17 protein-coding genes are annotated in these 20,346 nt (G+C 66.2%); 14 read left to right on the top strand and 3 right to left on the bottom strand.

The annotated features are described in order from the left end of the window. The first annotated feature begins 65 nt into the window (after nucleotides 1-65). The 6 genes from ACFTSA_RS09645 (at nucleotide 66) to ACFTSA_RS09620 (ending at nucleotide 10,358) form a co-directional block, all read left to right on the top strand. Nucleotides 66-452: a DUF3311 domain-containing protein gene (locus ACFTSA_RS09645; RefSeq protein ID WP_377951051.1), complete on the top strand. Its 387-nt coding sequence runs from the start codon at nucleotides 66-68 to the stop codon at nucleotides 450-452. Further along, entirely contained in the window at nucleotides 449-2,125 is a 1,677-nt protein-coding gene (gene mctP / locus ACFTSA_RS09640) for a monocarboxylate uptake permease MctP (RefSeq protein WP_377951050.1), read from the top strand. The genes ACFTSA_RS09645 and mctP overlap by 4 nt, the downstream gene beginning before the upstream one ends. A gap of 23 nt (nucleotides 2,126-2,148) precedes the next feature. Next, nucleotides 2,149-3,267, top strand: a complete 1,119-nt coding sequence (locus tag ACFTSA_RS09635) for an aminotransferase class V-fold PLP-dependent enzyme (protein ID WP_377951049.1) — start codon at nucleotides 2,149-2,151, stop codon at nucleotides 3,265-3,267. A gap of 310 nt (nucleotides 3,268-3,577) precedes the next feature. Beyond that, a complete protein-coding gene (locus ACFTSA_RS09630) occupies nucleotides 3,578-6,730 on the top strand; it encodes an efflux RND transporter permease subunit (protein ID WP_377951048.1) in 3,153 nt (1,050 codons plus the stop codon). Nucleotides 6,731-6,745: 15 nt separating this feature from the next. Beyond that, nucleotides 6,746-7,201, top strand: a complete 456-nt coding sequence (locus ACFTSA_RS09625; RefSeq protein WP_377951047.1) for a hypothetical protein — start codon at nucleotides 6,746-6,748, stop codon at nucleotides 7,199-7,201. Between the two features lies 1 nt (nucleotide 7,202). Next, a complete protein-coding gene (locus ACFTSA_RS09620; protein ID WP_377951046.1) occupies nucleotides 7,203-10,358 on the top strand; it encodes an efflux RND transporter permease subunit in 3,156 nt (1,051 codons plus the stop codon). A 37-nt stretch (nucleotides 10,359-10,395) separates the two neighbouring features. Here ACFTSA_RS09620 and ACFTSA_RS09615 read toward each other — a convergent pair whose 3' ends face one another. Continuing rightward, nucleotides 10,396-10,851 (bottom strand): cyclase, encoded by a 456-nt coding sequence (locus ACFTSA_RS09615; protein WP_377951045.1) that lies wholly within the window; start codon nucleotides 10,849-10,851, stop codon nucleotides 10,396-10,398. A 164-nt stretch (nucleotides 10,852-11,015) separates the two neighbouring features. Here ACFTSA_RS09615 and ACFTSA_RS09610 point away from each other — a divergent pair, with 164 nt between their 5' ends. The 4 genes from ACFTSA_RS09610 (at nucleotide 11,016) to ACFTSA_RS09595 (ending at nucleotide 15,908) form a co-directional block, all read left to right on the top strand. Continuing rightward, nucleotides 11,016-11,924, top strand: coding sequence for a LysR family transcriptional regulator (locus tag ACFTSA_RS09610; protein ID WP_377951044.1), 909 nt, complete (start codon nucleotides 11,016-11,018; stop codon nucleotides 11,922-11,924). A 116-nt stretch (nucleotides 11,925-12,040) separates the two neighbouring features. Beyond that, the gene (locus ACFTSA_RS09605) at nucleotides 12,041-13,138 is read left to right on the top strand and encodes a tartrate dehydrogenase (RefSeq protein WP_377951043.1); all 1,098 of its coding nucleotides are present in this window, start codon (nucleotides 12,041-12,043) and stop codon (nucleotides 13,136-13,138) included. A gap of 147 nt (nucleotides 13,139-13,285) precedes the next feature. Further along, a complete protein-coding gene (gene dctA, locus ACFTSA_RS09600) occupies nucleotides 13,286-14,746 on the top strand; it encodes a C4-dicarboxylate transporter DctA (protein WP_377951042.1) in 1,461 nt (486 codons plus the stop codon). 1 nt (nucleotide 14,747) lies between these two features. Further along, nucleotides 14,748-15,908: a glycerate kinase gene (locus ACFTSA_RS09595; protein WP_377951041.1), complete on the top strand. Its 1,161-nt coding sequence runs from the start codon at nucleotides 14,748-14,750 to the stop codon at nucleotides 15,906-15,908. A gap of 79 nt (nucleotides 15,909-15,987) precedes the next feature. Here ACFTSA_RS09595 and ACFTSA_RS09590 read toward each other — a convergent pair whose 3' ends face one another. Both ACFTSA_RS09590 and ACFTSA_RS09585 read right to left on the bottom strand, forming a co-directional pair. Then, on the bottom strand, nucleotides 15,988-16,185 hold the full coding sequence (locus tag ACFTSA_RS09590; protein WP_377951040.1) for a hypothetical protein: 198 nt from the start codon (nucleotides 16,183-16,185) through the stop codon (nucleotides 15,988-15,990). 148 nt (nucleotides 16,186-16,333) lie between these two features. Continuing rightward, nucleotides 16,334-16,798 carry a GatB/YqeY domain-containing protein gene (locus ACFTSA_RS09585; protein WP_377951039.1) on the bottom strand — a complete coding sequence of 155 codons (465 nt, stop codon included), beginning with the start codon at nucleotides 16,796-16,798 and terminating at the stop codon, nucleotides 16,334-16,336. Nucleotides 16,799-16,987: 189 nt separating this feature from the next. Here ACFTSA_RS09585 and ACFTSA_RS09580 point away from each other — a divergent pair, with 189 nt between their 5' ends. The 4 genes from ACFTSA_RS09580 to ACFTSA_RS09565 all read left to right on the top strand — a co-directional run bounded on the left by ACFTSA_RS09580 (nucleotide 16,988) and on the right by ACFTSA_RS09565 (nucleotide 20,320). Further along, nucleotides 16,988-17,146, top strand: a complete 159-nt coding sequence (locus ACFTSA_RS09580; RefSeq protein ID WP_331568787.1) for a hypothetical protein — start codon at nucleotides 16,988-16,990, stop codon at nucleotides 17,144-17,146. 40 nt (nucleotides 17,147-17,186) lie between these two features. Continuing rightward, nucleotides 17,187-17,951, top strand: a complete 765-nt coding sequence (locus ACFTSA_RS09575; protein WP_377951038.1) for a M50 family metallopeptidase — start codon at nucleotides 17,187-17,189, stop codon at nucleotides 17,949-17,951. 9 nt (nucleotides 17,952-17,960) lie between these two features. Beyond that, nucleotides 17,961-19,199: a glutathione S-transferase family protein gene (locus tag ACFTSA_RS09570; protein ID WP_377951037.1), complete on the top strand. Its 1,239-nt coding sequence runs from the start codon at nucleotides 17,961-17,963 to the stop codon at nucleotides 19,197-19,199. A gap of 65 nt (nucleotides 19,200-19,264) precedes the next feature. Continuing rightward, nucleotides 19,265-20,320: an aromatic acid exporter family protein gene (locus tag ACFTSA_RS09565; protein WP_377951036.1), complete on the top strand. Its 1,056-nt coding sequence runs from the start codon at nucleotides 19,265-19,267 to the stop codon at nucleotides 20,318-20,320. Nucleotides 20,321-20,346 lie beyond the last annotated feature (26 nt).

The following is a 20,346-nucleotide window of genomic DNA, read 5'->3' as shown; positions in this document are numbered from 1 at the left end:
GCACTCCGGGGACCCGCGCCCCGGGACCCGGAGTCAGGGAGACGGGCTGACAAGGAGGTCGTCGGGTGTCCCATCAAGATCGTCCTGACCCGAAGCAGCGCCCCGTGCCGGGGCCTCTCCCGGGTGCCGGACTGCCGACCCGCAACACTGCAACCCGCGGGCCGGCGCGGCGCGGGCGGTACGCCCTCGCCGGCGTACTGCTGTCCGCGGCCATCCTGCTCCCGCTCATGCCGCAGACCTACTCCTTCAACGCGCCGGCCCTGGGCGGCATGCCGTTCTTCTACTGGTACCAGTTGCTCTGGGTTCCCTTGTCCGCCGCCTTGAGCGGCGTGGCGTACTGGCTCGTGAACACAGAGGACCGACGACGGCGGGCAGCAGCCCGCGCGGGCGCTGCCGATCGCGACGGCGAGGCACCGGACAGCGATTCACTGGATGGAGATGAGCGGGCATGAACGGGCGTGAGATCAACTGGATCGCCCTCATCATCGTGGTGCTGCTCTTCGTCGTCGTCGCCGTCATGGGCTTCCTGGCCGCCCGGTGGCGCCGGACGGCAGACACCGAGGGTCTGCACAGCCTCGACGAATGGGGCCTCGGTGGCCGCGGCTTCGGGACATGGATCACGTGGTTCCTGCTGGGCGGCGATCTCTATACCGCCTACACGTTCGTTGCCGTTCCGGCGGCGATGTGGGCCACGGGCGCCGTCAGCGGCTTCTTCGCTGTCCCGTACACGATCGTCCTCTACCCCATCATCTTCATCATCATGAGCCGGCTCTGGTCGGTGTCCCACCGGCACGGCTACGTCACCTCGGCGGACTTCGTGGGCGGCCGCTACGGGAGCCGGTGGCTGTCCCTCGCCATCGCCGTCACAGGCATTGTGGCAACCATGCCGTACATCGCCCTGCAGCTCGTGGGCATCAAGGCCGTCCTCACCGTGCTCGGTCTGGGAAGCTCCGAGAACGTGCTGCTGACTGACCTGCCGCTCATCCTGGCATTCGTTGTGCTGGCCGCATACACGTACACTTCGGGGCTGCGGGCGCCGGCGATGATCGCCGTCGTCAAGGACCTGCTCATCTATCTGGCGGTGATCGTCGCGGTCATCTACCTGCCGATCAAGTTCGGCGGGTGGGACGCGATATTCGGGGCGGCGAAGACGAAGCTGGACACCGTCAACGATGCGACAGGGAAGCCCAACGGGGTGTTCATTCCCTCGGCCGCGAACTACTCGGCGTACTGGACACTGGCACTCGGGTCAGCCATGGCGCTGTTCATGTACCCGCACTCCATCACCGGCGTGCTTGCGTCCAAGGGCCGCAATACGATCCGCCGCAACGCCGCGATTCTGCCGCTGTACTCCCTCATGCTCGGCTTCCTCGCGCTGCTGGGATTCGTGGCCATCAAGGCCGGCACCAAGCCGATCGACCTCAACGGGTCGGTCAACCCCCAGCTCGTGGTGCCGCAGCTGTTCCTGGACCACTTCCCTGCGTGGTTCGCGGGGGTGGCCCTGGCAGCCATCGCCATCGGGGCGCTGGTGCCGGCAGCCATCATGTCCATTGCCGCGGCGAACATGTTTACCCGCAACATCTACCGGGACTTCCTTCGGCCTGAAGTCGACCCCAAGACCGAGGCGAAGGTGTCCAAGATTGTCTCGCTTGTGGTGAAGGTGGGTGCGCTGATTTTCGTCATCGCCATGGACCAGTCCGCGGCCATCAACATGCAGCTGCTTGGCGGCATCTGGATTCTGCAGACCTTCCCGGCGGTCGTGGCAGGGCTCTACACGCGCTGGTTTGACCGCTGGGCGCTGCTGGTTGGATGGGCTGTGGGCATTGCGTTCGGCATCGCCTCGGCCTACAACGTCATCAACCCAATCACGCATGCGCACTTCGGCGGCTCCATTGCTCCCGTCCCCGGGACCGGCTTCACCGTGTACATCGCCGTGTCGGCGTTCGTGCTCAACCTGCTTGTCGCCGTCGTACTGACCCTGGTGCTGCGCGCGCTCAAGGTCCCCCAGGGCGAGGACAAGACGCGCCGGTCTGATTACGGCGCCGATGAAACGGACCCGAAGGTTGCCGAGATCGAGCGGACCCAGCGCTTCGTTGAACCAGGTGGACCGTCACCGGTGGCTTAGCAGTGACTCTGAAGGTCCACGCAATGAACGTCACCGACATCCGCGGGCTTTTCCCCGGGCTCAAGAACACCATCTACCTCAATACCGCAACCATGTGCGCCGGCTGCACGCCTGCCAGGGAGGCCTATGAACTGGCCCTCGGGCGCTGGTCCGCAGGGCGGTTCGACTGGATGGAAGCAGAGCAGGCGGGCGAAGACGCCCGCGGCATGTTCGCAGCGATCATCGGAGCCACCGCGGCAGACATTGCCATCGTCCCGGCCGTCAGCACCGCGGCGGGGATTGTGGCCGCCAATCTGCCGCCCGCCGGAAGCGGTGAGAACATCGTTGTGGCGGAGAACGAATTCGCGTCGAACTACTACCCCTGGCTCCTCCTCCGGGAGCGTGGCTACGACATCCGTGCTGTTGCAGCAGAGGGGGATGTGGTGCCGGCCGAGGCCCTCACCCGGGCGGCCGACGGCGGGACCCGGCTCATCGCCGTCAGCGCCGTGCACCCCGTCACCGGGTTCCGGGCGGACCTGGCCGCCATCAGCCGCACAGCAGCCGAATCGGGCGCGTGGTTTTTCGTCGATGCGTGCCAGGCGGCCGGTGCCGTGCCCCTTGACGTGGCGCGCGACGGAGTGGATTTCCTCGCCACCGCCAGCCACAAGTTCCTGCTCGGCTCGCGCGGCATGGGCTACCTTTACGTCCGCCCCGGACTGATCGACCGTCTTCGACCCGTCGTGCCGGGCTGGAAAGCCGCCCGGCTGCCGCTCGAAAGCTTCATTGGGCCGGACATGGACCTGTCGCCGACGGCGTCGAAGCTGGACGCGTCACTGGCCTGGTTCCCCGCGCTGGCCGACCAGGCGGCGCTTGCTGTCCTGCACCGGTTCGGCATTGGCCCGGTCCTCGAACGCAACGCGAGGCTTGCCCTTCACCTGCGGAACGCGCTGGAGGCGGAAGGTGTCAGCTTCCGGTCCTTCCCCGAACCGCACCGCTCCACCATCATCTCCGTTCCGGTGAACGATCCGGACGCCGTCATGGCCCGGCTGCGCCATGAGAACGTGGTTGTGTCCGTCCGGGCCGGCAGCATTCGGCTGGCCACCCATTTCTACAACCTCGAGGAAGAGCTGGTCCGGGTCGCAGAGCTTATTGCGGGCCGCTGAGCCCTGGAAAAGGACTCCGGCCGATGCCATTGACGTGGCCCTCTGCGAGGACCATCATTCTGCTAGACGTTTGGGGGGCGCTATGGCAAACGCAATGGAGCCGCGCCGTGAGCATTTATTCTGCAGTTGAGACGTCTTTTCCCGGTCACGCCAGAGCAGATCTGAACGTGAACCCCCAAGCAGTCCTTCCTGAAACGCCAAAACCCTCCGAACTGCCCGGCAAACACCGACATCGCCACCGGTTCGGCTGCACCCCCGGCCTTTCGTTCACCCCAAACCCAGCGGGAATGACGTTGGCGGTGAACAGACCATGATGGGCGCGGTTTTGAGCTGGGTTCTGCAGTTCAGGATCCTGGTCCTGGTAGTGGCTGCCGGCGTCCTCGGATACGGCTTCACCGCGCTGCCCAGCATGCCGGTTGACGCCTTCCCCGAGTTCGCCCCGCCGCAGGTCGAAATACAGACGGAGGCCCTGGGCCTCTCCGCGGCCGAAGTCGAACAGCTCGTCACGTCGCCCATGGAGGCCGACCTGCTGAACGGCGTGGCATGGGTGGAGGCGATCCGTTCCAAGTCGCTTCCCGGACTGTCCTCCATCCAGCTGGTCTTCCAGCCGGGGACAGACATGTTCCGTGCACGTCAGCTCGTCGCCGAGCGCCTGACGCAGGCCAGGGCGTTGCCCAACGTGTCAGCAGCGCCTGTACTCATGCAGCCGCTGTCCTCCACCAGCCGGGTGATGATGGTCAGGCTCACGTCCAAGGACATGTCCCCCATCGACATGTCCGTTCTGGCGCGGTGGACCATGAAGCCCGCACTTTTGGCCGTTCCCGGAGTGGCCAACATTTCGATCTGGGGCCAGCGCGACCAGCAGCTGCAGGTTCTCGTGGACCCCAAGCAATTGGAAGCCAAGGGCGTCACTTTGGACCAGGTCATCAGGACCACCGGCAACTCCGTGTGGGTGTCGCCGCTGAGCTACCTTGAGGCCTCAACGCCCGGCACAGGCGGTTTCCTGGAGACGGGACACCAGCGGCTGGGAGTCCAGCACGTCCTGCCTATCACCACACCCGAGGACCTCGGCAAAGTCAGCCTCCAGGGTACCTCCAGCAAACTGCTCCTGGGGGACGTCGCCAAGGTCCAGACGGATCATCAGCCGCTGATCGGTGATGCGCAGCAGGGCCAGGATGCCGAGCTGTTGCTGGTGATTGAGAAGTTCCCGGAGACGAACACCGCGGATGTGACGCGTGGGCTCGACGAGACCCTGCGCGAGCTCCAGTCCGGACTGCCGGGCGTCACCGTCGACACGAACGTGTACCGGCAGGAGTCGTATGTAGAGCAGGAAATGGGCACCCTTGGCGTCGCGCTGCTCGTCACGCTGCTGCTGGTTGCTGTGGCGTTCGGAGTGGTCTTCCGGTCCTGGCGCAGCGCACTCATCAGCCTGATCAGCATTCCCCTCTCGCTGATTGCGGCGGCCCTGCTGATTACGCTCCGCGGGGGCGGGTTGAACACCTTGGTCTTCGCCGGCATGATCCTCGCCCTCAGCGTCATCATCGGGGACGTGGCGGAAGACCTGAACTGCGCCGCCCGGGCGTACCGCGCCTCCCGTGGAACGGATGCCGGGGACTCCAGGGGCGCCATGCTTGCGGAGGCGTTGCGGCCTGTCCGCACCTCGCTGTTCTACGCGCTGCTGATCATGGCACTGAGCGTGCTCCCCATGCTCTTTGTCCCCGGCGAGAACGGGGCCATGTTCGGACCCCTGGTGCTGACGTATCTGCTCGCCCTGGCCGTCTCCATGGTCGTGGCGCTTACAGTGACGGCGGCCCTGGTATTCTTCCTGCCGCCGGCATCTGCGGCCCGGGGCCGCGAGCGCCAGGCCATGCAGCGCCTCCGGGTACGGTATGGGCGGACGCTGTCCCGCCGGCCCGGCAAGCCCGCGCTTGTCTTCGCCGCCGCGGCAGTCATGGCGCTGGCCACGCTGGCGCTTGCACCGCAACTGGTCCCCAACCATCCAGTGGTGCCGGTACTGGCAGACAATACACTGGTGGTCCAGTGGAGTGCCGCTCCCGGCACCTCTGACCAGGAGATGGTCCGGATCACTGACGCCGCGGCCCGCGAACTGCGCGCCGTGCAGGGCGTTTCCAATGTTGCGGCCGAGGTTGGCCGTGCCGTTACTTCCGACCAGGTGGGAGACATCAGCTCCGGGGAGCTGTGGGTGGGCGTGGCGAAGGATGCCGCGTACTCCAGCACCCTCGAGGACGTGCAACGCGTCGTGGCCGGGTACCCGGGCCTGAGGGCAACAGTTTCCACCTACCCCCAGCAGAAAATTGACCAGATCCGGGCGGCTGCCGACTCCGGCTTCGGCGTCAGGGTCTACGGCGTGGACATGGCCACCCTTCGGGCGAAGGCCGAGGAGGTGCGGCAGGTACTGGCGCACACGGCCGGTGTGGTGAATCCCCGAGTCGATGCCCCCGTTGAACAGCCCACCGTCCAGGTCAAGGTGGACCTAGCGAAAGCACAGAAGGCCGGCCTCATACCTGGCGATGTCCGGCGTGCGGCGGCCGCGCTGCTGCAGGGCATCGAAGTAGGCAACGTCTACGAACAGCAGAAGGTCTTCTCCGTAGTAGTCAAGGGAACGCCTGCAACCCGGAACAGCCTCACCAGCGTCCGTGAACTGCTGATCGACACCCCCACAGGCGGGCATGTGCGACTTGGCGACGTGGCCGAGGTGACCGTCGTTCCCAACGATGCCGTCATCCTGCATGACGACACTTCGCGGCGGGTGGATGTCACGGCTGACATCCAGGGGCGCGGGCTGGCCGAGGTGCAGCAGGACATCGACAGGGGCCTGCAGCAGATCCAGTTCCCGGTGGCGTACCACGCGGAGATCCTCACCCAGTTTGCACAGCAGCAGTCCAGCTTCCAGTGGCTGTGGCTGCTTACAGGCGTAGCTGCTTTCGGCATCCTGGTGCTGCTGCAGACAGCGCTCGGCGGGTGGCGGCTCGCAGCCGCGGTGTTCCTCGGACTGATCGCCTCCCTGTCAGGCGCCGTCATTGCGGCCCTGGCTGACGGCGAAGCCAACTATCTGGCGGCGTTTGCCGCATTCTCTGCGGTCCTGGGCATCGCGGTCCGCAGCTGCCTGCTGCTCGCCGGCGAGGTCAGGAACCTCCGAGCCGCCGAAAGCGAAGCCGCCGTGCCCGCCCTCGTGATCCGCGCCGCCCGGGACAGGCTCAAGCCGACCCTCGCATCCGCGGTGACCACCGCCGTCGCACTTGTTCCGCTTGTTCTCCTGGGCGGTGTGACAGGCACCGAGGTCATCCTGCCGATCGCCATCATCATTTGGGGCGGCCTGCTGACCACCACCCTTTTCGTCCTCTTTGTGCTCCCCGCCATCCTGCTCCGCTTCGAACGCGGACAGGGCGGAACACAACCCGCGACAGATCCCGCAGTAGCCGAAGCCCAAATGGGCCTGTGAAAGCCGGAATGCATCATGACACAGACGTCGCCGCGGATGCGCGGCCTGATGGTCCTTACCGTCCTGGGCCTCCTGACCCAGGCATTGCCGGCCTGCAGCCAGCCGTCGCAGGACACCGCTGCAGCCGGCGACGTTGCCGCGAGCCTTGAGGAGGTACCGGGAACCAACCTGAAGCGGATCACGCTGAACGAACACGCCGCGGGGAATATTGGCCTCGAGACGTCGGCGACGAAGCGGGATGCCAAGAGCGGAAAGCTCACCGTCCCCTACCTGGCGATCCTCTATGACAGCGAAGGCAAAACCTGGGTTTACACGATTGCCGGTCCGCGGGTCTACGTCCGCCAGCCCGTCACGGTGGAGCGGATCGACGGGGACGTGGCCACGCTAAGCGACGGTCCGGCCCCGGGCACGACCGTGGTCACCCTGGGCGCCGAAGAACTCTTCGGCGCTGAACTGGATGTGGCGAGCTGACATGCGGTGGATCGTAGGAATCAGCCTCCGGTTCAGGACGATCGTCGTAGCTATCGCGTGCGTGGTGATGCTGCTGGGATCGGTCCAGCTTAGTAAGGCATCCCTGGATGTCTTCCCGGAGTTCGCTCCCCCGCAGGTCGAGATCCAGACCGCATGCCTGGGGCTTACAGCCCAGGAGGTTGAGGAGCTGGTCTCCGTGCCGATCGAGGCGTCCCTTTCCGGAATGCCGGGCCTGGATGAGCTGAGGTCAAAATCGGTGCCCCAGCTGTCCTCGATCATCCTGATCTTCAAACAGGGCACGGACCTGCTGAACGCCCGGCAGCAGGTATCCGAGCGGATGGCCGCCGTGACGGCGGCCCTGCCCACGTGGGCAGCTCCCCCGGTGATGTTGCAGCCGCTATCCTCGACCAGCCGTGTGATGAAGATCGGCATGACGTCGTCCAAACGGTCGCTGATTGAGATGTCCATGCTGTCTTACTGGACCATCCGCGCCCGGCTGCTGCGGGTGCCGGGGGTGGCCAACGTCGCCATCTGGGGCGAGCGGCTCCAGATGCTTCAGGTCCAGGTCCAGCCGGAGCGGCTCAAGGCCAAGAATGTCTCGCTGAACCAGGTGATGGAGGTAACGGCCGGGGCCGTGGACGCCGGCCTGCTGCAGTACTCACCCGGGAAATTCATCGGCACCGGCGGCTTCGTGGGCAGCCCGAACCAGCGGATGAGCATCCGCCACGTCCAGCCGATCACCAGCCCCGAGGATCTGGCCAAGGTGACGATCCGTGAGGACCACGGGACCGCCCTGCACCTGGGTGACGTGGCGCGGGTGGTGGAGGACCACCAGCCGCTGATCGGTGACGCCGTCATCAACAACGGCCACGGACTGATGCTGATTGTCGAGAAGCTCCCGTGGGGCAACACTCTCGACGTGACCAAGGGCGTTGAGGAAGCCCTCCACGAACTCCAGCCCGGACTGAGTGGTGTCACCTTCGACACCACGATCTTCCGCCCGGCGAGCTTCATCGAGGAGGCCATTTCCAACCTCAGCCTCGCCCTCCTGCTCGGATGCCTGCTGGTGGTCATGATCCTGAGCGCGTTCCTGTTCCAGTGGCGGACAGCGCTGATCAGCCTGATCGCCATTCCGCTGTCCCTGCTCACCGCCGTCATGGTGCTCTACCTCACCGGCGGCTCGGTCAACACCATGATCCTGGCCGGGCTGGTCATCGCGGTGGGGGTCGTCGTCGACGATGCAATCATCGACGTCGAAAACATCATGAGGCGGCTGCGGCAGCACCGCGCCTACGGCGGGGGTGAACCGACCGCATCCGTGGTGTTGAAAGCCTCCCTGGAAATGCGCAGTCCGATCGTCTACGCCACGCTGATCATCGTGGTTGCCGCCTTGCCCATCTTTTTCCTTGACGGGCTCACGGGAGTGTTCTTCAGACCGCTTGCCGTCTCCTACACCCTGGCAGTCCTCGCCTCGATGCTCGTGGCGCTGACTGTCACGCCGGCGCTGGCCCTGATCCTGTTGTCCAGGGCGAAGCTGGAGCAACTCGATCCCCCGCTGGTCCGCGTGCTCAAACGCGGGTACCACGCGCTCCTGTCCCGGATCATGAACCGGCCGCGCTACGGCTACGCCGGTTTCGGGGCGCTTGCGCTGGTCGGTCTGGCGATTGCCCCGCTGCTGGGGCAGTCCCTGTTCCCCACGTTCAAGGAACGTGACTTCCTGATGCACTGGGTTTCGGAACCCGGCACCTCGGCAGCGGAGGAATACCGCATTGCGCAGCGGGGCTGCGCGGCGTTCCTCAAGGTGCCTGGAGTCCTGAACTGCGGAACACACATTGGCCAGGCGTTCCAGGCAGACGAAATCGTCGGCGTCAACGCCGGAGAGCACTGGATCAGCATTGACCGCCACGCCAATTACGAAAAGACAGTCGCGGCCGTCCAGGAGGTCGTGGACGGATACCCGGGACTGCATCGGGACGTGCAGACGTACCTGAAAGAGCGGATCGAAGAGGTCCTGACGGGCGCCAGTGAACCCATCCTGGTCCGGGTTTACGGTGATGATCTTGACGTGCTGCGTGAGCAGGCCCAGCGGGTCAAGCAGGTCCTCAGCGAGATTGAGGGGACCGATGACCCCCACATTTCCCTGGAAGTCGATGTCCCGCAGATCACGGTTAAAGTGAACCTGGCCGCGGCGGAACGGTACGGCCTCAAGCCCGGGGACGTGCGGCGCGCTGCTGCGACGCTCGTGGCCGGAGAGGAAGTCGGCGACGTCTTCCGGGACGGACGCGCCTACGACGTCCAGGTGTGGAGCACACCGGAGACGCGGGCCAGCGTCACCAGCATCCAGAACCTGCCCATCGATACGCCGAGCGGGCAGCGCGTGCGGCTTGCCGACGTCGCCGCCGTCAACGTGCAGTCCACCCCGAACCTCATCGACCGCACGAACGGGTCCCGCAGGGTCGAGGTTGGATCCTTCATCGACCCCAAAGCGGACCTGGGCGCGGTGGTCACAAAGCTGCAGGAGCGCCTGGAAACGCTGAATCTGCCGGCAGGCTACAGCGTCCAGCTTCTGGGTGAATACACGGAACGGCAGGCAGCCACGGAGCGCCTCACCATTTTCGCCATTGCGGCGCTGATCCTGATCCTCGTGCTGCTGCAGGCGTCATTCCGCAGCTGGCGGCTGGCCATCCTCGCCCTCCTGACCCTGCCGATCGCGCTCGTGGGCGGGGTCCTTGCCGCGTACTTTACCGGCGGCGTCCTGTCACTGGGTTCGCTCGTTGGCTTCCTGACGGTCATGGGCATCGCGGCCCGGAACGGCATCCTCCTCATCAGCCACTGCCAGCATCTGGAAAGGATCGAGGGGGTTCCGTTCAGCGGCTCGCTCGTGCTGAGAGGCGCCGGCGAAAGGCTCTCCCCGATCCTCATGACCACCCTTGCCACAGGACTTGCCCTGGTGCCGCTGGTGGTCATGGGGGACGTCCCGGGCCATGAGATCGAATACCCGATGGCCGTGGTCATCCTGGGCGGGCTCCTGACGTCCACGCTGCTCAACCTGTTCATTGTGCCGTCGCTCTACCTGCGGTTCGCCCAGTCAAGGAAAACCCGGAAAGCGGCAGAACAGGAGCACGCCCTTCAGGAGCTTGCAGCCCGGCAGGCATAGTCCAGTAGCGCACTCCTGCGCCTGACCGCCGGAAGCATCACTCAGCCCGTGCTCCCGCGGTCAGGTGCAGGTTTCGCGTCTCGATGAGTTGGCGGACGTAACGGGCCAGGAAGAGTTTCTCCGCCAGGCGCCCCAGGAGCCCGCACGGCGCCGCGAAGTCGATCCTGTCCACCATGACGGTTCCGGCCCGGTCGGCACTGAATTCGTGGACGTGGCGAAAGCGGCGAAACGGCCCCCGGACCTGCTCGTCAACGAAGTAGTGGGGCGGCTGCATCTCGGTAATCCGGCTCGTCATCCGTATCGGCAGTCCGAAGTGCCAGGCGCGCCAGGTTACTTCCTCCCCCAGAGAGATCAGCCCGGAAGTGACGCCACCAACGGCTTCCTCCCGCGAGCGGGCCATAGAGTTCCTGTGGGCATCGATGCTTCGGGAGAGGTCGAACAGCTCGGTCATCCCGATGGTTGTCCGTGTGGTGCTTGTAAAAGTGACGGCCATGCTCAGAGTATGCCAGCAGTCACTGCGCGGAACTCTGTCAGCTCACGGCCCTCGGCCGCTGATAGGCGTAAACTATCAGGGCTCCGGCAGGCCACCCCACCCCGGGGCGCGCTGCGGGGCCAGGTCCGGGACGGACAGCACAGCGGACCGGAAGAGGAGCCAGCGTGGACACCCGCAAGCTGAAGTATTTCCTCGCGGTAGTGGACCACGATGGCTTCAACCGCGCGGCCGAACACCTGCTCATCGCCCAGCCGTCCCTGTCACAGACCATCGCCAGCCTGGAGAAGGAACTGGGCGTGCCGCTGTTCCACCGCATCGGGCGCCGGGCAGTCCTCAGCGAGGCCGGCAAGGAACTCGTGGGTCCCGCCCGGCTGGTCATGCGCGATCTGGATGCCGCCCAATCCGCCGTGCAGGCACTTCGCGGTTTGCGCAGCGGACGCCTGGACATCATCACCATGCCCTCCCCCGGCATCGAGCCGCTGACGTCCATGACCGCTGCGTTCACCGGGCTGCACCCGGAGGTCCGCCTCAACGTCAGCGCCGCGTTCACTCCGGAGGAGGTCATCGAATCCGTCCGCAGCGGCAGCACAGAAATAGGACTGGCCGGCTCGTCCAGCCCCATCCGTGTCCCGGGAGTCAACGTGCTGGACGTGGAGCGCCAGCCGCTCATCCTCATCGTCAACCCCCAGGCGGACACATTCCCCGCCGGAAGCACGATCCAGCGGGAGGACCTGGACGGGCACCGGCTCATCGCCAGCCAGCGCGGATCCCTGATGCGCTGGCTCGTGGACGATGCACTGGCCCACGGCGTCGAAGCTGAAATCGTCGTCGAGGTTGCGCACCGGACCTCGATCCTGCCACTGGTGCTTGCCGGCGTCGGACACGCCGTCATGCCATCGTCGTGGGCGCCCACCGCGCACAAGGCCGGGCTTCGCACCCTGCAAATCGAACCCGTCTCCCACCTGGATGTGGCTATCCTGAGCCGGAAGGACGGCCTGACACCCGCTGCCCGCGCCTTCCTCGACGTAGCGAAACGGCACGTGGCCCAGGAGGGCGCAGACGCCGACTCATAGGCTGAACCTATCTACCGGATCGAATCTTGGTCTTGGACGCATCCAACCGGCGTGGCCTCTACTTGAAGAGGAAAGGCAGTGTGACCCTGCCAACACACTCAACGAGGAGAAACGCAATGAGCGCCACCCAGACATTCAGCATCGCTTCAATCCCCGCAGACGGCGTCGGCAAGGAAGTCGTCTCCGCCGGCCGCCGGGTCCTGGACGCGCTGGCAGCGGGCTCCGACGGCAAATTCGCCTTCGAATGGACCGAATTCCCGTGGGGCTGTGGCTACTTCGAAAAAACCGGCCAGATGATGGACCCCAAGGGCCTGGACGCACTGAAGGACTTCGACGCCATCTACTTCGGCGCCGTCGGCTGGGAGAACGTCCCGGACCACATCAGCCTGTGGGGCCTGCGCCTGAACATCACGCAGAACTTCGACCAGTGGGCCAACGTCCGCCCGGTCAAGTTCCTCCCCGGCATCCAGTCCCCGCTCCGCAAGGCGGACAACACCGAACTCGACTGGATCGTTGTCCGCGAGAACTCCGAGGGCGAATATGCAGGCCTGGGCGGACGGAACCTGAGTGGCCGCGGCCCCGGCAATGAGGTGGCCCTGCAGACCGCGCTGTTCACCGAGAAGGGCTGCGAGCGCATCATGCGGTTCGCCTTCGACCTCGCCCGGACGCGCACCGTGAAGAAGGTCTCCTCGGTGACCAAGTCCAACGCACAGCAGTACGGCATGGTCCTCTGGGACGAAACCTTCAACCGCGTGGCCCTGGACTACCCCGATGTGCAGACGGAAAGCGTCCTCGTCGATGCGATGAGCGCCAAGTTCATCCTGCACCCCGAGGACCTCTCCGTCGTGGTCGCATCCAACCTGAACGCCGACATCCTCTCCGACCTCGGCTCCGCCCTGGCCGGCAGCCTCGGCCTGGCCGCGAGCGCCAACCTGAACCCCGAGCGCCGCTTCCCCAGCATGTTCGAACCCGTCCACGGGTCAGCGCCCGACATCGCCGGCAAGGGCATCAGCAACCCCATCGGCGCGATCGCCAGCGCAGCCCTGATGCTGGACCACTTCGGCCTGCACGAGGAAGCCCGCCGCATCGAGGCCGCCATCGAACAGACCACCGGCACCGGCCACCTGACCCGCGACGTCGGCGGCGCATCCAGCACCGACGACGTCACCGAAGCGATCATCGCGGCGCTGACCCACTCGCTCGCCGCCGTCTGACCTAACGCCCCACCTGCTAAAGCGTCCGACGGCGGCCGGCCCGCCGCCGTCGGACGCCCCCTAGCCATAAGCTGCGTCCCGAGGGCCCCGACACGAGCTTGCGAGTGTTGGGAAGGGACCACCACATTCCACAACGAGGTAGGAATCATGGACCACACCACCACCGCAGGCCAGGCATCGCCGGCCCGCAAGACACGCTGGTACAGGCAGCTGTACTTTTGGGTGCTGACAGCCATTGTCTTCGGCATTCTGCTTGGCTGGCTGGCTCCGGCCGCCGGCATCGCCATGGAACCCATCGGCACAACCTTCGTCAGTGCAATGAAGATGCTCATCGGCCCGATCGTGTTCCTGACCATTGTGGGCGGCATCGCCAGCGTCGCCGACCTGAAAAAGGTGGGGATGACCGGGCTGAAAGCGCTCACCTACTTCCAGATCGGCACCATCTGCGCTTTGGCCTTCGGCCTGGTGGCCATCAACATCTTCCGGCTCGGGGACGGCGTCAACGCCGACGCATCCACCATCAAGACCTCCGAATCCGCTGCGAAGCTCATCGACGCCGGCCAACACCAGGAGTGGTGGCAGTTCCTCACACACATCATCCCCAACAGCATCGTGGGGCCCTTCGTTGACGGCGATATCCTGCAGATCATTTTCATCGCCGTTGTCTTCGGCATCGCCCTGAACGCCATGGGCAAGGTGGGTGCGCCCGTCCTGGACGGTGTGCAGCGCCTCACCGCGGTGATGTTCAAGATCCTGGGCTTCATCATGAAGGCCGCCCCGATCGGCGCCTTCGGAGCCATGGCCTACGCCGTGGGCAAGTTCGGCGTTTCGTCCCTCACCAGCATGGGCGGCCTCATCGCCCTCTTCTACATCACCTCAATCCTCTTCGTCGTCGTGGTCCTCGGCTCGGTCATGGCCTTCCTGAAGCTGAACATCTTCACGATGATCCGCCACCTCAAAGAGGAATACATGCTCATCCTGGGCACCTCCACCGCAGAACCGGCCCTGCCGGGCCTGATGCGCAAGCTCGAACACGCCGGCGTGAAGAGGGAAACCGTGGGCCTCGTTGTCCCCACGGGGTACAGCTTCAACCTCGACGGCGCCGCCATCTACCTGTCCCTGGCCGCGCTCTACATCGCCCAGGCCACCAACACGAACCTCACTATCGGCCAGCAGCTGGGCCTGCTCACCGTGATGCTGCTGACCTCCAAGGGTGCTGCCGGCGTCGCCGGCGGCGGCTTCATCGCCCTGACCGCCACGCTGACCACGCTCGGCACCATTCCTGCCGCCGGCATCATGCTCATCTTCGGCATCGACAAGTTCATGTCCGAATGCCGCGCCCTGGTGAACTTCACCGGCAACGCCGTCGCCACGCTCTTCATCGCCTGGTGGGACCGCACCCTCGACGCCGACCGGGCCCGCCGGGTCTTCGCCGGGGAGACGGTCGAGCCGCTGGCTGCCGAGGATCCCGTGCAGGCCGGCGAGGTCACTTCCATTGACGAGAACCTGAGCCAATACGGCCACCACACCGGTCAGCACGGCGACGCGAAACACCGGCCGGCGGACCCCGCCCATGACCGCAGCCCCGCCTACTCGGAATCTATCTGACATGGACCACTCCACCGCGCCGGCTCCCCTGAGGGCCCTGATCGCACCCGACAAGTTCAAAGGCAGCCTCACCGCGGCTGAGGTGGCCGATGCCCTGGCTGCAGGGCTCCGCTCGGCGACTGACCGCGCCGGCAGGCCCGGCGGGGTCCACTGTGAACTGCTGCCCCTGGCCGACGGCGGGGATGGCAGTGTGGATGCCGCAGTCACCTCCGGTTTTGCCCGGTACGGCGTCACCGTGGCCGGTCCTACCGGCCGGCCCGTCCAGGCGGACATCGCTTTCGACGGCGCCACGGCAGTCGTCGAGGTGGCCAACACCTGTGGCCTCGCTCTGCTGCCGCACGGCGAGCTGGACCCGCTGAATGCCTCCAGCCGCGGTTTCGGGGAAGCAGTCCGGTTCGCCCTTGGCCTCAAGCCGGCCCGGGTAGTGCTGGCGCTGGGCGGCAGCTCCAGCACCGACGGCGGCATGGGCATGCTGTCCGCTCTGGGCTTCCGTTTCCTTGACGCTGCCGGACATGAGCTTAACGGCACCGGCGAAGCACTGGGCCGGATCCGGTCCATCGAGTGGACCAGCTGTCCGGGGTTGGCGGGCGTCGAGCTCGTCATGGCCAGCGATGTGCACAATCCGTTGCTTGGCCGCCAGGGCGCTCCCGCCGTCTTCGGGCCGCAGAAGGGTGCGGGGCCCAGGGAAATCGGGGTTCTTGAGGACGGTCTGAAGCGCTTTGTCGACGAGCTGTCGGAGTACGGCATCCCCGACGCCCGGAAGCTGGCTGATCACGCCGGGGCCGGCAGCGCGGGCGGACTCGGCTTCGCCTGCCTGCTCCTGGGGGCAAGACAGGTGTCAGGCGCGGACTACTTCCTGGACCTGTTGGATTTCAACACGCGCAAGGAGGGCTGCGACGTCGTCATCACCGGCGAGGGCAGCATCGACGAACAGACCCTGGGCGGCAAACTCCCTGCCGCCGTCGCCCGGCGCTCGGGCGGCCAACCCGTCATCGCCGTCGCAGGCAGGTCACTGCTCCCGAAGGAGCGCTGGTCCGAGATGTCGTTGAGCCGGGTCTACACGCTGGCGGAGTACACGGACCGGGACTCCGCCAGGGACCCCGGGCTGTCCGCCGCCCTGCTGCGCCGGATCGGGCGCGACATAGGGGCAGGCATCCTGTAGCAGGAGGAAGAGCGGAAGCTGCGACGGGCAGAAGCCGCAAAGAAAGGCCCCGCGCCGGCGGGGCCTTTCCTTGTTGTGCCTACGCGTTCTCGCGGATGCGGTCAGGCTCGCGGTCAGCGGCTTCCTCCAGCCGGGCGAGGTAGGCCCACATTCTGCTTTCCTCTGCCTGCACCTGGGGTTCGGGGGTGTCGGCCGGCCTTGCTTCCGGACGTCCCTCGGCCTCCTTCGCCGCTTCCTTCCTGTAATTCCGCCATCCCTCACACGATGAATAGCACATCACCGACCTCCTAACAGTTGGTGTAGCTTAATCGTCCTCCCATTACCGGACAGTGTCGATTGAGCCAGGTCTCGGTTCAGCGAGGGTCTCGGTTGAGGGGACGGTCCGCCTCAAGGGGGCGGTGTCGATTGACAGGAAACTGTGCTGCTCAGGCGAGCCGTTGCCGGACGATGTCGCTCACGGCCTTTCCGTCGAAGCGGCCGGCAACCCGGGCTGTCACCGGCTTCATCACGGCGCCCATGTGCCGCACCGACAGCTCCGTGCCGTCCGCCCGCAGGCCCTCGATGACCTCGTCCACGATGCTTTCCACCTCGGCGGCGGAGAGAGCCTGCGGCAGGTAAGCCTCGATAACTTCGGCTTCGGCGACTTCCGCGGCGGCCCGCTCCGGTTCCCCGGCCTCCGTGTAGATGCGGGCGGTGTCGCGCCGTTTCGCGGCCTCCTTTTGCAGCAGCGCCGTCACCTGGGCGTCGTCGAGCTCCACCGGCGTCTTGCCGGACTTTTCCCGGGTCTCGATCTCGCCCAGGACGCTGCGCACGGTGCCCAGGGCCACCTTGTTGTGCTCCTTCAGATGTGCAACGACGTCCCCGTGGAGGCGTTCCTTCAGCGTGGCCATGATGTCCTTCTCTCGGGATCGGTGTGTACCTCAATCGTGGACCCGGCCGGGCTGCACTGCCAGAACCCACACTGCCAGGACCCCACACTGCCGGGGCCCCACAGCGCCCGGGACCCCACAGCGCCCGGGATCGGCTGTTGCCGCGTGTCCTTCGCGGCCCTCGGCGCCACTCGCACATATGTTCTAGGTATGGAAGAGGAACATCCCGGTGAACTTGCCGGGCAGATGTCAATCAATGAGCTCCTTGTCGCGATGGGCGAAGCCCCCGTGGTGAGCATGCTGGATCTGGTGGTTCCGGACGACGCTTCATCGCTGATGGAAGATCCGCCCACGCTGCCCGGCCTGTGAGCCGGGCCCGAAGGGCACCGCCCCTGTAGCCTTGATACCTATGGTTTATGTGCAAGTCCCCGGCCCGTCGCTGCCCGAACAATGGTGGGACCGGGTGGTTGCCGGATTCACCCAGACCGCTGTTCCCGCAGTCTCCGTCACCGAGCTCCTGGCCGTCGTACTCATCGCGGCGGTCCTTTCCGTCCCCCGTGCCACGTGGCGCTATTTCGGCCTGCTCGCCACGGTGACCCATGAACTGGGGCACGCCTTTGCCGCCCTCACCAGCGGACAGCGGCTGGGCGGCATCAGGCTGCAGCTCAATCACGGCGGCACCACCACGTCCTATACCCGGGGACGCGCAGCCGCCGTGTGGTCAGGCTTTTGGGGCTATCCCGTTCCCGGCGTGACCGGCGCCGCCCTGGTGTGGGCGGGTTTCAGCGGCTGGGGCCCGGCCGCCATGTCGGCCGGTCTGCTGATCCTGTTGGCATCGCTGATTTTCATCCGGAACGCCGCCGGCGTGCTCATCCTCCTCGGGGCCGTGGTGGCGGTGGCGGCCATGATCATCAATGTGCCCGCCGCGTTCACCGGCCACGTGGCGATCATCCTGGGCGTGGCCCTCCTGGTTGCCGCCGTCCGCGACCTTTTCAAGCTGACCAATGTCCACCTTCGGCGGCGTGACCAGCTGGGGTCCTCCGATGCCTACATCCTGTACCGCGCCACCGCCGTACCGTCCGGCGTCTGGATCGCCCTGTTCTCTTTCGTGGTGGCGGGCTGCTGGGTGCTTGCCTGGCTGCCGATGTCGCGGGTCTTTGGGGCGGCAACATAGGCTGGTGCCATGAGTGAGAAGGCCAGCACAGTCGAAGCACACAGGGGACGCCATGCCGGGGAACCGCGCAGCAGGGAACTGCACGCCGCGGAGCCCCGCAGCACGGAACAACAAGGCACGGATCAACAAAGCGCGGGCCAGGACAGTACGGGTCAACAAAGCACGGGCCAGGACAGTACGGGTCAACAAAGCACGGGCCAGGACAGCACCGAGCAACTTAGTACAAAGGGCGCCTATGTCACGGGCGGCGAGTTCAACCGGGACACCCACTACATCGAGGATCGCATCACCCGGGACGGCACCCCCGGGCCGAACGGTGAGCCGGGCTGGCCGGTGGAGCCGGGACGCTACCGGCTGATCGCCGCGCGGGCATGCCCGTGGGCCAACCGCACCGTCATCGTCCGCCGGCTCCTGGGCCTCGAGGACGTCATCAGCCTCGGCCAGCCCGGCCCTACCCATGATGCCCGGTCCTGGACCTTTGACCTGGACGCGGACGGCAAGGATCCCGTGCTGGGCATCGAGCGCCTGCAGGAAGCGTACTTCCGCCGTTTCCCGGACTACCCCCGCGGCATCACGGTTCCCGCCGTCGTGGATGTCGCCAGCGGCGCGGTGGTGACCAACAACTACCCCCAGATCACGCTGGACTTCTCCACGGAATGGACCGACTTCCACCGCCCCGGCGCTCCGCAGCTGTACCCGGAGCACCTCCGCGAGGAAATCGACAGCGTCAACAAGCGAGTCTTCACCGAGGTCAACAACGGTGTGTACAGGTGCGGCTTCGCGGGGTCCCAGGAGGCCTACGATGCTGCCTACACGCGGCTGTGGGACGCCATGGACTGGCTCGAGGAGCGGCTGACCGGCCAGAGATACCTGGTGGGCGACTCCATCACCGAGGCGGACATCCGGCTCTTCACCACGCTCGCACGCTTCGATGCCGTCTACCACGGCCACTTCAAGTGCAACCGGAACAAGCTCAGCGAAATGCCGGCACTATGGGGATATGCCCGGGACCTGTTCCAGACGCCCGGCTTCGGGGACACCATCGACTTCGTGCAGATCAAACAGCACTATTACATCGTGCACGAGGACATCAATCCCACGCAGATCGTCCCGGCCGGCCCCGAGCTGTCCGGCTGGCTGACCCCACACCGCAGGGAGTCCCTGGGCGGCAGCCCCTTCGGCGGGGGCACTCCGCCGGGACCGGTCAGGGCGGGCGAGGAAGTGGCGGCCGGACACGGGGCCGCCTAGCCGGCGCGGCCATGGCTGAAAGAATGATGGCACGCGATCCGTTGCCGCGGAGGATCTGGCGCTCCGTGGCCACCAGTGTTAAGCGCGCGCTCGCAGCGCCGCGCCTTCAGTTGGCAGCCAAGGCGGGACTCGCGGCGGGCATTGCCTTCTGGATCGCACCCCTGATGCCGGCTGCCGCCGCCCACTACGCCTACTACGCCCCGCTCGGAGCGCTGGTGGCCATGTACGAGAACGTTTCTGGATCCATGCGGCAGGGCCTCCAGACCCTCGTGGGCTTAGGCGTGGGCATAGCCCTGGCCTTTGTGCTGTTCAGTCTGGGTGCCACGCCGATTTCTGTGGGTGCTGTCGTGGCACTCGGTGTCCTGCTGGCGGGGCTGCCGCGCCTGGGCGCGGGCCGGGACTGGATTCCGACGGCCGCACTGCTGGTGCTGCTGGTCGGCGGACAGAACCCGGATGAGTTTTCGTTCGGCTATCTGCTGCAGATGGGCGTGGGAGTCGCCGTCGGCATCGCCGTCAACCTCCTGGTGTTCCCGCCCCTGCACTTCAACGCTGCCGCCCTCAGCCTCGCGGAGCTGCGCCTGACGCTTGCCCGCCAGCTGCAGGATATGGGGGCCGCCATGCATGAAAAATGGCCGCCCGAACACGAGGACTGGTCTCGCCGGTCCGAGGACCTGGCCCGGTCGGCCCGCTCAGTCCGGGCGGCGGTGGAAAAGGCTGACGCCAGCAGGGAGGCCAATCCGCGCCGCCGCTTCCACCCCCGCGACGTGGACAAGGACTACCGCAGCGTCCGTGACCTGGAGCAGATCACCTTCCACATCCAGGACATGACCGAGGTGCTGGCCGACGTCATCTGGAGTGAGGATATGCCCTTCACCATCCCCCTCCCGTACAGCGAGCCGCTCGCCGAGGCTCTTTCTGCCGTGGGTGAGGTGCTCCGTTCGGCCGAGGAGGACGACGCCGACCGGCAGGCCGAGCTGTTCGAGGCGGCGCATGCGGCGGTCGCCTCCCTCGAGGACCGCACCGCCGCCGAAGGGAACGGGGCCGGCACGCCGAGCGCCGCAGGCTCAATCCTGCTCAGCCTGCACCGCATTCTCCGGGTCGCCAACCCGAACGGCAAGTAGCCCGGTACGCCATCCCTGCGGGGCGG

This window comes from Arthrobacter sp. NPDC057013 (assembly GCF_042674585.1).
Taxonomy (GTDB): domain Bacteria; phylum Actinomycetota; class Actinomycetes; order Actinomycetales; family Micrococcaceae; genus Arthrobacter.
This window is presented reverse-complemented; position numbering and strand designations above follow the sequence as displayed.

Bases quoted from the DNA above. Each gene is read 5' to 3' on its own strand.
- mctP (WP_377951050.1), top strand. From the start codon at position 449: ATGAACGGGCGTGAGATCAACTGGATCGCCCTCATCATCGTGGTGCTG.
- ACFTSA_RS09635 (WP_377951049.1), top strand. From the start codon at position 2,149: ATGAACGTCACCGACATCCGCGGGCTTTTCCCCGGGCTCAAGAACACC.
- ACFTSA_RS09630 (WP_377951048.1), top strand. From the start codon at position 3,578: ATGATGGGCGCGGTTTTGAGCTGGGTTCTGCAGTTCAGGATCCTGGTC.
- ACFTSA_RS09625 (WP_377951047.1), top strand. From the start codon at position 6,746: ATGACACAGACGTCGCCGCGGATGCGCGGCCTGATGGTCCTTACCGTC.
- ACFTSA_RS09620 (WP_377951046.1), top strand. From the start codon at position 7,203: ATGCGGTGGATCGTAGGAATCAGCCTCCGGTTCAGGACGATCGTCGTA.
- ACFTSA_RS09615 (WP_377951045.1), bottom strand. From the start codon at position 10,851: ATGGCCGTCACTTTTACAAGCACCACACGGACAACCATCGGGATGACC.
- ACFTSA_RS09605 (WP_377951043.1), top strand. From the start codon at position 12,041: ATGAGCGCCACCCAGACATTCAGCATCGCTTCAATCCCCGCAGACGGC.
- dctA (WP_377951042.1), top strand. From the start codon at position 13,286: ATGGACCACACCACCACCGCAGGCCAGGCATCGCCGGCCCGCAAGACA.
- ACFTSA_RS09595 (WP_377951041.1), top strand. From the start codon at position 14,748: ATGGACCACTCCACCGCGCCGGCTCCCCTGAGGGCCCTGATCGCACCC.
- ACFTSA_RS09590 (WP_377951040.1), bottom strand. From the start codon at position 16,185: ATGTGCTATTCATCGTGTGAGGGATGGCGGAATTACAGGAAGGAAGCG.
- ACFTSA_RS09585 (WP_377951039.1), bottom strand. From the start codon at position 16,798: ATGGCCACGCTGAAGGAACGCCTCCACGGGGACGTCGTTGCACATCTG.
- ACFTSA_RS09580 (WP_331568787.1), top strand. From the start codon at position 16,988: ATGGAAGAGGAACATCCCGGTGAACTTGCCGGGCAGATGTCAATCAAT.
- ACFTSA_RS09575 (WP_377951038.1), top strand. From the start codon at position 17,187: ATGGTTTATGTGCAAGTCCCCGGCCCGTCGCTGCCCGAACAATGGTGG.
- ACFTSA_RS09570 (WP_377951037.1), top strand. From the start codon at position 17,961: ATGAGTGAGAAGGCCAGCACAGTCGAAGCACACAGGGGACGCCATGCC.